The sequence below is a fragment of the Streptomyces sp. NPDC088147 genome (assembly GCF_044741565.1).
In the GTDB taxonomy this organism is placed as follows: Bacteria; Actinomycetota; Actinomycetes; order Streptomycetales; family Streptomycetaceae; genus Streptomyces.
In genome coordinates, this window is the sequence record NZ_JBIUSY010000009.1 from 404,502 (window position 1) to 416,132 (window position 11,631).

The 11,631-nt window shown below is 69.4% G+C and carries 13 protein-coding genes; 6 read left to right on the forward strand and 7 right to left on the reverse strand.

What is annotated here, in order from left to right; all coding sequences use genetic code 11:
- Positions 1 to 47: 47 nt before the first annotated feature.
- Positions 48 to 767 carry a 5-formyltetrahydrofolate cyclo-ligase gene (locus ACIOGX_RS30640; RefSeq protein ID WP_356512084.1) on the reverse strand — a complete coding sequence of 240 codons (720 nt, stop codon included), beginning with the start codon at positions 765 to 767 and terminating at the stop codon, positions 48 to 50.
- A gap of 15 nt (positions 768 to 782) precedes the next feature.
- Positions 783 to 1,949, reverse strand: a complete 1,167-nt coding sequence (locus tag ACIOGX_RS30645; RefSeq protein WP_401917870.1) for a helix-turn-helix transcriptional regulator — start codon at positions 1,947 to 1,949, stop codon at positions 783 to 785.
- A 243-nt stretch (positions 1,950 to 2,192) separates the two neighbouring features.
- Between ACIOGX_RS30645 and ACIOGX_RS30650 the strand changes: the two genes are divergently transcribed.
- The 3 genes from ACIOGX_RS30650 to ACIOGX_RS30660 are packed head-to-tail and all read left to right on the forward strand — an operon-like array spanning position 2,193 to position 3,666.
- Positions 2,193 to 2,492 (forward strand): hypothetical protein, encoded by a 300-nt coding sequence (locus ACIOGX_RS30650; protein WP_401917964.1) that lies wholly within the window; start codon positions 2,193 to 2,195, stop codon positions 2,490 to 2,492.
- Positions 2,489 to 3,352: an ATP-binding protein gene (locus ACIOGX_RS30655; RefSeq protein ID WP_401917872.1), complete on the forward strand. Its 864-nt coding sequence runs from the start codon at positions 2,489 to 2,491 to the stop codon at positions 3,350 to 3,352. The genes ACIOGX_RS30650 and ACIOGX_RS30655 overlap by 4 nt, the downstream gene beginning before the upstream one ends.
- Entirely contained in the window at positions 3,349 to 3,666 is a 318-nt protein-coding gene (locus ACIOGX_RS30660; RefSeq protein WP_401917874.1) for a hypothetical protein, read from the forward strand. The genes ACIOGX_RS30655 and ACIOGX_RS30660 overlap by 4 nt, the downstream gene beginning before the upstream one ends.
- A 212-nt stretch (positions 3,667 to 3,878) precedes the next feature.
- Here ACIOGX_RS30660 and ACIOGX_RS30665 read toward each other — a convergent pair whose 3' ends face one another.
- The 4 genes from ACIOGX_RS30665 to ACIOGX_RS30680 form a co-directional block, all read right to left on the reverse strand.
- On the reverse strand, positions 3,879 to 6,461 hold the full coding sequence (locus ACIOGX_RS30665; RefSeq protein ID WP_401917876.1) for an ATP-binding protein: 2,583 nt from the start codon (positions 6,459 to 6,461) through the stop codon (positions 3,879 to 3,881).
- A 205-nt stretch (positions 6,462 to 6,666) separates the two neighbouring features.
- Complete coding sequence (locus ACIOGX_RS30670) at positions 6,667 to 6,990, reverse strand: STAS domain-containing protein (protein ID WP_030351976.1); 324 nt, start codon at positions 6,988 to 6,990, stop codon at positions 6,667 to 6,669.
- Positions 6,991 to 7,141: 151 nt separating this feature from the next.
- Positions 7,142 to 7,990 (reverse strand): 3-hydroxyacyl-CoA dehydrogenase family protein, encoded by an 849-nt coding sequence (locus ACIOGX_RS30675; RefSeq protein WP_356512094.1) that lies wholly within the window; start codon positions 7,988 to 7,990, stop codon positions 7,142 to 7,144.
- 155 nt (positions 7,991 to 8,145) lie between these two features.
- Positions 8,146 to 8,784, reverse strand: a complete 639-nt coding sequence (locus ACIOGX_RS30680) for a TetR/AcrR family transcriptional regulator (protein ID WP_401917879.1) — start codon at positions 8,782 to 8,784, stop codon at positions 8,146 to 8,148.
- Between the two features lie 80 nt (positions 8,785 to 8,864).
- Between ACIOGX_RS30680 and ACIOGX_RS30685 the strand changes: the two genes are divergently transcribed.
- From ACIOGX_RS30685 to ACIOGX_RS30695, 3 genes are read left to right on the forward strand one after another with little or no spacing between them, the layout of a single operon-like run.
- Positions 8,865 to 9,647: an ABC transporter ATP-binding protein gene (locus ACIOGX_RS30685; RefSeq protein WP_384772670.1), complete on the forward strand. Its 783-nt coding sequence runs from the start codon at positions 8,865 to 8,867 to the stop codon at positions 9,645 to 9,647.
- A 49-nt stretch (positions 9,648 to 9,696) separates the two neighbouring features.
- Positions 9,697 to 10,452 (forward strand): ABC transporter permease, encoded by a 756-nt coding sequence (locus ACIOGX_RS30690; protein WP_401917881.1) that lies wholly within the window; start codon positions 9,697 to 9,699, stop codon positions 10,450 to 10,452.
- A gap of 13 nt (positions 10,453 to 10,465) precedes the next feature.
- Positions 10,466 to 11,038, forward strand: a complete 573-nt coding sequence (locus ACIOGX_RS30695) for a cob(I)yrinic acid a,c-diamide adenosyltransferase (protein ID WP_356512101.1) — start codon at positions 10,466 to 10,468, stop codon at positions 11,036 to 11,038.
- Between the two features lie 2 nt (positions 11,039 to 11,040).
- On the opposite strand, the gene ACIOGX_RS30700 is transcribed toward ACIOGX_RS30695, so the two are convergent.
- Entirely contained in the window at positions 11,041 to 11,631 is a 591-nt protein-coding gene (locus ACIOGX_RS30700) for a hypothetical protein (protein ID WP_384772664.1), read from the reverse strand.

Below are 11,631 nucleotides of genomic sequence, written 5' to 3' on the forward strand. Positions count from 1 at the left end.
GGGGCCGGGGCCTCCGGCCATCGGTCTGTCGGCGCTCGGGTGCCGTACTACTGGGTGCGCTGCCGCTCTGCCAGTACCGGGATCGCCGCGATCTTCTCGGGCGTCAGGTCGCCCCATACGAGACCGCGCGGCCGACGGCGGTTGGTGCAGGAGATCACCTCGTCGGGCGTGACGATGAAGTCGACGCTGAAGTCGTGCTCCGTCTCCGGGATGTCCTCCTCGATCACCTGAAGCCCGTGCACCGGGGCGACGATCACCGTTCGATCCGTCACCAGGCCCGCCTCGATCAAAAGTGCCACCTCAAGGTCGGAGTACCCCGCCCCCTTCCCGATACGCGCGCCCGACCGGTTGACCGCGACGCTGCCGCACACCACCACATCGATCGGCCGCATTTCGTCAACACCGACGCGACGAGCGACCTGTGACGCACCCTGCTTCCCGGCGGCTTCCTCGGCCGGGATTCCGAGGGACTCGGAATCGAGCAGGTAGAACGGCTGGAGCGTCGCCATCCTCGGCACGGCCATATAGACCCGCTTGCCATCCTTCAGCGCGCGGACACGTACCGGCAGCTGCGCATAGTCGGGGTTGGCCTTGACGGTGGCGGCTCGCTGCCAGACATCCAGCCCGGCGAGCCCTTCCGCCGTCGCTTCAGCTCCGTAGAAGCCGGGAATCTTGCCGTACGAGTCCCCGGGGGCGCCGCCTCCGGCTATGAGACGACGCCACACCATCTCCCGTACGGCCTGCTTGTCCTGGTCGATCTTCCGCACGCGCTCCACCTGTCCTCACATCGCTGCCATCAGGGCGAGAAGACGATCGTTGATGTCCTGCGCCCACGGCTCTCGCTTCCACTGCCGAAGCTCCCGACCGGCCGAGAACGCCAGGTTGAGACCTCCACCGCCATGCGTCAGTTCCACGGCATCGATCGTCCGGTGCATGGTGCCCGCCGCCTCGTCCAGCTTTCCTTGACGGAGGAGTGCGAGCGTCAGGTTCCCGAGCGCGATGGCCTGACTCTTCTTCTTGGAGACCAGCGCACGGGTGGTCGTACGGAGGATCGGCTCGGCCAGTTCCGGTCGGTCGAGGAACAGGTAGCACGATCCAGCGAGACGGTTGAACTCATTGATCGTGTAGTACTCGGCCGACACATCGTCGTCGTTCACGCGGTCGAACTGGGCCTCCGCCCTTTTCAGCGCGTCCTCGCACTCCTTGAGCGCGCCGGTCATGGCGTACCCCTCGGCAACGTGCAACAGGCTCAGCCCGGTCAGGGACGGACTGGCCGGCTCGGCGACTTCGGCAGCCTGCCGCGCAAGCAGCACGCCCCGTGCTGGTTTCTTCTCGCCGTAGAGGGCCACGAAGCTCATGCGCAGCGTGGCGTACGACTCGATCGAGGGATCACGCACATGGCGCGCGGCGCTCACCGCTTCCTCGAAGTAGCCGAGCGATGCTCGGTGGTCGCGTCGTTGGCTGACGTCCCAGACCAGTTGCCCCATGAGCGTCGCCGAGTCTGCTTCCACCTCATACAGAGCCCTACGCACGCGCGGATTGGCGGCGTTCTCACGGAGGAACCTCACTTGCCCGTGAATGACACCGGCGGGGCCCAGCAAGCTGGTGGACGACGCTTGATCGTAGGATTCGTCCACCTGTCGCAGGCGCTCGTGCAGATAGGCGACAACCAGCAGGTCGGCCGAAGCCGAGTTTTCAAGCGCATAGTTCACACGTTCGCTTGATTGCGCTTGAATGATCGTCACGTCATCCAGAGCAGCTTGTAGTTCGTCACGGCTGACTTGGAACGCACGAGCGATCTTCGGCCGTAACCAGGCCTGCGGCTCTGTTTCAGCACTCTCCCAGCGACCCACTGTCGAACGCTCGACACCCAGGTATTCAGCAAGGGACTCCTGTGTGAAGCCTGCCGATTTACGACGCTGAACGAGCCGTATCCGCTTCGCGGCCATCGCCCATCCCTCCGACTGACGCGGGGCGGGAAACAGCCTAGCCAATCGAGTGACGTCTCCGCAGGCCAGTCGGTCGGATGCGGCGTGGATGCGACATTCGCGCGGCAATCGTGCTGTGGATTTCCCCAGGTCAAACCGGTTTCCTCACCATCGGGCCGACCGACGGCGCAGTGGATACCCATCGCCGGTCGAGTCCTCACGCCCCACCAGGAGGAATGGATGCGACTTGGAATGTATGGATATATGAGGTTGGCCGCGTCCGATGAATACGGCCCCGAAGACGACACCTTGCAAAGCGAGATGGCGGCGCACGCCGAACGTGAGGGCTTCGCGTTGGAGCGAGTCTTCATCGAGCAGCTTCGCTCCAACGAACCTGCCTTCGACAGCTTGACGGACGCACTCAGAACGAGCCGCATCCGCGACGTAATCGTGCCGTCTCTTTGGCACTTCGCCCGGCTTCCCGGTCTGCAAAGAGCGATGCAAGAACACATCGAGCAGGAAATCGGCGCGCGGATCTGGATCATCCAGGGGGCACAGCAGTGAACGACGACAAGAAGTTCGCCTACGGCTATATGCGCGTCTTCTCTGATGTAACCGGCCAGGAAGCATACGAGGTGGAGCGAAGCCTGCGGCGCTATGCCGAGGCCAACGATCTCCACCTCGGCTGCATCTACCACGAATTCGTCAGCGGCTCACTCGACGCCTTCAACGAGATGGTCGAAGTACTCAGATGCACTGGTGCGGGCACCGTGATCCTGCCGTCCCTCGGGCACCTCAGCGAGAACGGTGCGCTCCGGAGGGCGTTGTTGGACCGGCTGGAATTCAGCTTCTCAACCGAGGTGCATACGCTTGATGAACACCGCGGCCCAGCCAGTGATCAGCTCCGGGCCTGGGACCGGCTGACACTCGTTGCGCTGCCCACAGCAGTGGGCTGCGCGCGGGCGTTCACCAAAGTGATGCTGGGATGGTGGAGAGCGCCCCACATCCTCGACGAAGCCCTACTCGTGACCTCCGAGTTGGTCACGAACGCTGTTCAGGCCACCGAGGCGAAGCACATCATCGGGGTGCAGCTTCAGATCATTGACGACAGCGTGCTTGTCGAGGTCTGGGACGACAGCCCGGCTCTCCCCGTGCTGAAAGAGCCCAGTGCGAACGCCGAGATCGGCCGCGGCCTGTGTCTCGTAGAGGGATTCGCCAAGCGCTGGGGCACCTGTGGGGCGCCAGCCGGAGGAAAGATCGTCTGGGCTGAGCTGACACTTTCACCTCAACCAGAGCCGTTCACCGAATCCGCGCCTCTACCGCATCGTGTGCCGGGCAGCCTGCGCGTGCCGGACGGGCCGGCCAAAGAGAGGGTCGAGACCGCACTGATGCAGCGCGTCTTGGAAGGATTGGGCAACCTGTGACACCCCGGCTTGAAGAACCTCGGCCGCCCAAGGTGATCCACTGTCTCGGGTCCCTGGTACTGCGATCGGACAGCAGCTCCGATAAGCCCGCGGCCCGCTTCATGGTGGAGTGCGAGGACTGCCACGACACCTCCGACCCGGTGGACGACGTCCGGCGGATTACCGAGGCGTGGGCGCTGAACCACGCCGCCGACAACCCCGGCCACGAGTACTACCAACTCACGGCACACCGATTCTGGCGGGTGACCCGCGGGCCGGCGCGGGACGGTGCCGTCGCCCCCGCGCACGGCCGGGTCGTCGGTGGCGGGCAGTGAAGGGGCGCGCGCAGGGGGCGTGTCCGGGAGGTAGAGCGTGATGTGTGGCGTGCGCGAACGCCCGAACCGTCGTCAGGGCAGCTGCGCGCCGTACGGGGGTCCGGGGGTGTCCCCCGGGGAAAGCACAGCATGCCGTCCCGGGCGCGAGGCCCGGAGCGCACCCCGGCGACAACCCGCACCCCGACCACCGGCCCCAGCCAAAACGCGACCCGCTACGCGACCGTCGGCTCCGTGGACGTTTCCGATAGCGATGGGTTGGGGCCGCTCACCGTCGTCTGTGGGGATGACGGTGGTGGCGCGGTGTCCGTGGGGTCCTCCGTCGGGTCGTCGCTCGGCGGCGGGGTCGACGGGGTCGACGGCGGGGACGACGGGCTGGTCGGTGGCTTGCTCGATGAGGTCGGGGGCTTCGACGGCGGTGTGGACGGGCTGCCCGGCTTCGACGGGGTGTCGTCGGGGGACGACGCGCTGTCCGACGGTGTGCCCGACGGTGACGCCGAGTCGGACGGGCTCGCGCTGTCCGAGGGGACGGCGCTTCCCGAGGTGCTCGGCGCGGGGAGTTGGACGTCCGGGTTCGGGGGCGCGTCGTCGACGGGCTGGTCGGCCGGCAGGTCGCCCTCGCCGTTGTCCGCGTCCGGGGACTGTCCCGTACGGACCTCGTCCGTAGGGGCGTTGTCGCTGCCCGAGGTCGCGCCGAGCGTCACCACCGTGCCCAGGACGGCCGCGAGCACCGCGCCCGCTCCCGCCGCGACCAGGTTGCGGCGGGCGCCGAGTGCCGGGCGGCGGCGGTGCGGTACGGGCACCGGAACGGTCCTGTGTCCGGGGCCGGGCGCCGGGGGCTCCTGCCGGCTGACCAGCGTCACGTTCTCGTCCGAGAACGAGGCCGGGACCGGGCCCGATGCCGGGGCCGAGGAGACCTCGGGGCCGGACCCCGGCCCCACACCCGGTGGCAACGCCAGCGGCACGGACGTGCCCGGCCGGCCGGACTCGCGGTCCGTGACCAGTGCCAGCGCCCTGCGTCCCGCGACCGTGCCGACCTTGTCGGCGACGGCCCCGCGCATGCCGATCGACGCCTCCAGCTCCGCGCGGGCCCGGTCCAGGTTGCCGACGCAGAGCGCGAGGACGCCCAACTCGTGGTGGAAGTAGGCCTCTTCCGCGACCTCTCCGGCGATCCTGGCGGCCTCGGAGCCGGACCGCAGGACGCGTTCCCAGGCGCCCCAGTGGAGCCCCGCCAGGAAGGCGGGCGCGGCGCTGCGGGCCAGCAGGACGGCCGCGCTCGGGTGTCCCGCCTCCTGTCCCGGGACCAGCGGACCCATCGCCGCGAGGATGGCGTCCGCCTCGGCGGCGACGCGTTCGGGGGTGACCGACGGGTGCGCCGCCCACCAGGCGTAGTGCTGGGCGGCGGTGTGCGCGTGGGCCACGGCGTCGTCCGCGTACCCCTTCGCCTCCAACTGCGTGACGACGCCCGGCGCGAGCCGGTAGCGCGCGCCGACCGGGGTGAGGAGGCCGCAGCTCATCAGTTCGCCGAGCGCGGCGTCCGCGTGGGTGTCGCCCACCAGGGCCGGCAGATGCGCCTGGTGCGGGACCTCACCGCCGAGCGCGACGGCGAAGCGCAGGGTGGCGCGGGCGGCCTCGGTCAGCCGGGAGGCGAGCAGGACCGCGGGCGCGGCGCCCTCGCCGAGGGTGGGCAGCGGAATGTCGTAGCCGTCGGGGGTCCCGGCGGTGAGCGCAGGCGCGTCGTCGGAGACCCGCTCGAAGGGCCGGACAAAGGGCTCGAACTCGTCGGAGGCCTCGGAGCTGCCGCGCAGTTGGTCGCGCTGTCGCAGCAGCGCGCCCGCCTGGACGAAGCGCACGGGAAGGCCCTCGGACTCGAACCAGAGGTCGCCCGCCCAGTTCGCCTCCTCGTCGGTGAGGGGGCGTTCGACGACGCGCTCCAGCAGTTCCAGCGAGGAGCCGCGGCCGAGGCCGCCGAGCGCGACCTCTTCCAGGCCCGCGTCCGCGGACGCCGGGTCGGTGTCGGGGGTCGCGGCGAGCAGATAGGCGCATTCGGGCGTCGCGGCGAGGAGTTCGTCCAGCGCGTCCCCGCCCAGTTCCAGATCGTCCAGGACGACGACCGCACCGATGCCATGGACGAGTTCGAGCAGTCCCGCGCGGTCGGGGCGGCAGCGCGCGGAGTGGTGAACGGCCGCGTACAGCTCGTACAACAGCTCGGTGGTGGTGCGCCGGTGGCCGGAGAGGCGTACGACCCCGTCGGGCGCGAGATCCGCGCAGTCCGCGGCGACGGCTTCGAGCAGTGCGGTACGTCCCGAGCCGGGGGCGCCGGTGAGACGTACGGACCTGCCGCGCCCCAGCAGCCCCGCCAGCCGCTCCCGTTCCGCGCCACGCTCCAGCAGCGGAAGGGGCGGTGCGGCGGGTCCCGGCGGTACGGAGGGCCGGCCCGCGCGCTGGAGATCGGCGCGTTCGGCGGCGGTGCGCCGCGTGGGGGCGTCGGGCTGTCTGCCGGGCGGGCAGAGCTCGATCTCGCTGCCGTCGACGGGGTTGACCGTCAGCAGGTACTCGCCGGAGATGAGCTGGACGGTGCGGACGGGCGGTGGGGTGGTCACGGGACCGGCGCCCTTGAGATGCGCGAGGGCCGGGGTGACCTGGGCAGGGGTGATGTGCGCGGGGCCGGTGTGGGAAGGGATCGCGGGCACGGCCGCGGGCACGATCTCGGTGCCCGGCGGACGTGCCGAATCCGCGCTCTCGCCCGCGCGTTCGTCGTGACCGTACTCTTCCGGTCCCCGGTCTATCGGGTCCATGGTGAAAAGCTCCCCAGATCGTGGCGTGCGATGCCCCCCGGCCTCACACGCCCATCTGTCGCTTCTGGTGCCGGTGTCTGCGCCTACGGGTCAGTCAATCGGCAGACGGCCGAACCCTAGACCTCCGCAGGGTATCCGCGTCCAGCCGGGGTACCACGCCGTCCAAGACATCACGATCTCATGAGAATTGTGCGATGTGGGACGGTCAGACCCGAGGGAGCGATTCTGCGGCGATTCCACCCTCGATGGCGAGAATGCGGTGCAATCGGGTCGCCACCAGCAGTCGCTGCATCTGCGGCGGGACACCGCGCAGCACAAGCCTACGGCCGCACCGCCCCGCGCGTCGGTGGGCTCCCATGATGACGCCGAGTCCCGTGGCGTCCCAGGAGTCCAGTGCGGTCAGGTCGAGCACCAGATCGCCGACTCCGTCGTCGACCGCCGAGTGCAGGACCGTACGGGCGTCCGCCGCGCTGCGTACGTCGAGGCGGCCCCCGACGACCAGCTCGGCGTGGTCGCCCCTGATGTGCATATGCGCTCCCCGAGAGTGCTTTCCGTGCTCCGTAGTCTGTTCCGGTCTTCCAACAACTGACTGCCACGCGGCCCAAGAAGTTGCCGTCTGTAAGCGAACCGATATCGAATTCACCCTGAGGGGTGCGGTGCGGGTACCGGTGTGACGCGGCTCAGTGCTTGTAGAACCCCTGCCCGCTCTTGCGTCCGATGTCACCCGCGTCCACCATCCGGCGCATCAGCTCCGGCGGTGCGAACTTCTCGTCCTGCGACTCGGTGTAGATGTTGCCGGCCGCGTGCAGCAGGATGTCGACGCCCGTCAGGTCGGCGGTGGCGAGCGGGCCCATGGCGTGCCCGAACCCCAGCTTGCAGGCGGTGTCGATGTCCTCGGCCGACGCGACGCCCGACTCGTAGAGCTTGGCGGCCTCGACGACGAGGGCGGAGATCAGCCGCGTGGTCACGAAGCCCGCCACATCGCGGTTGACGACGATGCACGTCTTGCCCACCGATTCGGCGAACTCCCGCGCGGCGGCGAGGGTTTCGTCGCTCGTCTTGTAGCCGCGCACCAGCTCGCACAGGCGCATCATCGGCACCGGCGAGAAGAAGTGCGTACCGACGACGCTCTCCGGACGCCCGGTCACGGCGGCGATCTTGGTGATCGGGATCGCCGAGGTGTTGGAGGCGAGGACGGCGTCGTCCCGTACGAGCTTGTCGAGCGTACGGAAGATCTCGTGCTTGACGTCGAGCTTCTCGAAGACGGCCTCGACGACGACGTCCGCGTCGGCGACGGCGTCCAGGTCGGTGGTCGTGGTGATCCGGGCGAGCGCCGCGTCGGCGTCGGCCTCCTCGAGCTTGCCCTTGGCGACGAACTTGCCGTACGAGGCCCTGATCCCGTCGATGCCCCGGGCCAGCGCCGCGTCGGTGACATCCCGCAGGACGACGTCCCAGCCCGCCTGCGCCGAGACCTGCGCGATACCGGACCCCATGAGTCCGGCCCCGATGACGGCGAGCTTCTTTGCCACGACGCACCCCACGATTCCTGTTCGGCTTCTGTTCAGCCTTAACACCTGTTTACATGCGAGCTCTCTGCCGGAGGTTAGCGGTCGCGGACGGCCAAGTGACGGCGAAGAGATGCGCGTCACGTCTCACATGACGGACATCACACCGATGGGGACCATCAGGCGTCGCGCACCGCGTACTTGAGCACCTTCCCCCCCAGCACCGCTTCCATGTCGTCCAGCAGAGCGAGCGCTTCGCGCGACACCGGGCCCGGCTTCCCGCCCTCCATCATCCGCTGGGCGATCCGCCCCATGAGCGTCCCGTGCACCCAGGAGAGCTGCCCGGCCACCAGTGTGGGGAGCGTGTCGTCCTCGTCGGCGCCGGTCTCCTCCCGCAGCGTCCTGTCGAGATCGACGAGGACTTCGTGCTGGAGGAGTCCGAGCCGCGAGCCGAGGACGTGCGAGCCGTGTACGACCTCCATGAAGCGCGCGTACCCCTCCGAGAGCCCGACGACGGGTGACACGGCCTCGACCAGTTCGCGCAGCTCGCGGAAGACGGCGTCCGAGGCGGACTCGCCCCCGCGCCGGCCCCGTACGTAGCGGGAGAGCCGGTCCACGATGGACGTGCTGCGGTCGAGGAAGAGGTCTTCCTTCGCCTCGAAGTAGTTGTAGACGGTGTTGACGGAGACGTCCGCCGCCTCGGCCACCTCCGCGATCGTCACCGCGTCGAAGCCGCGTTCCAGGAAGAGACCCGTGGCCACATCCGAGATGTGCTGCCTGGTCTGCCGCTTCTTCCGTTCCCTGAGGCCCTCGGACATGCCCCCATCCTAGGCTTCGCCGCAACCGATGAAAACTTGGAGTCATTGCAAACTTTAAGAGATTCTGTTTTTCTGGGGCCATGCCCATCATCAGTACGGCCGGGCTCGCCCGGACCTTCCCGACCAGGAACGGACCCGTCGAGGCCGTTCGCGGTATCGATCTGACCGTCAGGACCGGCGAGATCATCGGCTTCCTCGGACCCAACGGCGCCGGCAAGACCACCACCCTGCGGATGCTCACCACCCTGCTGCCGCCGACCGGGGGCGCGGCGACCGTCGCGGGCTTCGACCTGGAGCGCGAACCGGACGCCGTCCGGCGGAAGATCGGGTACGTCGCCCAGGCCGGCGGCGTCGACCCGCAGATCTCCGTACGCGAGGAACTGGTCACCCAGGGGCGGCTCTACCGCCTCGGCAAGCCGGCCGCCGTCGACCGGGCCGGGGAACTGGCCCGCGATCTCGGCCTCGTGGAGCTGCTCGACCGCCCGTGCGGCGCGCTCTCCGGCGGCCAGCGGCGCCGGCTCGACATCGCGCTGGGGCTCATCCACCGCCCCGAGGTGCTCTTCCTCGACGAGCCGACCACCGGACTCGATCCGGGCAGCCGCGCCGACCTGTGGGATCTGATCCGCTCCGTTCGCGAGCGGTACGGCACGACCGTCTTCCTGACCACGCACTATCTGGACGAGGCGGACGAGCTGTCCGACCGGCTGATCGTGGTCGACCGGGGTGTGGTGGCCGCCGAGGGCACCCCGAGCGCGCTCAAACACACGTACGCGGGCTCCCCCGACGCCACCCTCCAGGACACCTTCCTCGCGATCACGGGGCGCGGGATCACCCCGGGGGACACCGCGCCCGTGGCCGTATGACCGCCGTCCCCCGCTCCGCCCACCACCGTCCGGCCTCAGGAGGTACGTGATGACCGCGCTGCTGTCCGACACCGCGCTGGTCTTCGGGCGCTACGCCCGCCAGACCCTGCGCTCCCGCTTCCAGATCCTCTTCGGCGTGCTGATGCCGCTGCTCTATCTGCTCTTCTTCGGTCCACTGCTGACCGGGCTGCCGCTCGGCGGCGCGGGTGACTCCTGGCAGGTCCTCGTCCCCGGCCTGCTGCTCCAGCTCGCTCTGTTCGGCGCGCTCTTCGCCGGTTTCTCGGTCATCGTCGAGAAGCAGCTCGGGGTGGTGGAGCGGATGCGGGTCACGCCCGTCAGCCGCCTGGCGCTGCTGCTGGGGCGGGTGCTGCGGGACGCCGCGCTGCTCGTCCTCCAGGCGGTGCTGCTGGTACTGGCCGCGCTGCTGATGGGGTTGCGCGCGCCGCTCGCCGGCGTCCTCGTCGGCTTCGTGTTCGTGGCCGTGCTGGCGGTCGCGCTGGCCTCGCTCTCGTACGCCCTCGCCCTGAAGGTCGGCTCGCCGCAGGAGTTCGGGCCCGCCATCAACGCCGTGAGCATGCCCTCGATGCTGCTCTCCGGCCTGATGCTGCCGATGGCGCTCGCGCCGGGCTGGCTGGACGTGCTGTCGCACTTCGTCCCGTTCCGCTATCTGGTGGACGCGGTCCGGGCCGGCTACGTGGGCGACTACGCCGGTACGGCCATGCTCCACGGGGTCCTGATGGCGGTCGCGCTCACCGCCGTGTCCGTCACCGTCGGTACGCGGGTCTTCCGGAAGGCCGGGGCGTAACTACTCTGGCCATATGGTCAATCTGACACGCATCTACACCCGCACCGGCGACGACGGCACGACGGCGCTCGGCGACATGAGCCGTACCGCCAAGACCGACCTGAGGATCGCCGCGTACGCCGACGCCAACGAGGCCAACGCCGCCATCGGGACGGCGATCGCCCTGGGGCGGCTGTCCCCCGAGCTCGTGAAGATCCTCGTCCGGGTCCAGAACGACCTGTTCGACGTGGGCGCGGATCTCTCCGCCCCGGTGGTGGAGAAGCCGGAGTTCCCGCCGCTGCGCGTCGAGCAGCAGTACATCGACAAGCTGGAGGCGGACTGCGACGAGCACTTGGCGGAGCTGGAGAAGCTGCGCAGCTTCATCCTCCCCGGCGGCACCCCTGGCGCGGCGCTGCTGCACCAGGCGTGCACGGTCGTCCGGCGCGCCGAGCGCTCCACCTGGGCGGCGCTCGACGTGCACGGCGCGACCATGAACGCGCTCACGGCCACGTATCTGAACCGGCTCTCCGACCTCCTGTTCATCCTGGCCCGCGTGGCCAACAAGGAGGTCGGAGACGTGCTCTGGGTCCCCGGCGGGGAGCGCTGAGGTCAGCCCCGCGCGTCGGCGGACGGATGGCGTTCCACGCGGGTGGGTTCCTCCGCGTCCGCCGGGGGCTTCTTCGGCCAGAGCGTGTACGTCAGGGCGATCACGCCGTGGATGCCGGCGACGCGCGCGGCGTTGAGCTGCCACGCCACCAGCGAGTCCGTACTGCCCGCGTCGCCCACGTACCAGATGGCGATCTGGAGCAGGACGGCCGCGACGGCGGCGGCCACGACCGTACGGAGCCACAGCCGGCCCTCGTGCCGGGCGCGGGCCATGCCGTACTTCGGCGGCGCGACCGGCGGGGGGCCGCCGGCGAAGCGGTGGGCGACCCAGCCGTCGATCCGCTTGATCGTGTAGTGGCCGTAGCCGATGGTGAAGCCGATGTACATCGCGGCCAGACCGTGCTTCCAGTCCGGCTCCGCGCCGTTCCTGAGGTCGATGGTCGTGACCACCAGCAGCACGACCTCCAGCAGCGGTTCCATCAGCAGGACCGCCGCGCCGAGCCTCGGCATCCTGGCCAGGTAGCGCAGGGTCAGCCCGGCGGCCAGCAGCACCCAGAAACCGACCTCGCAGGCGACGATCAGTGTGACGATCAC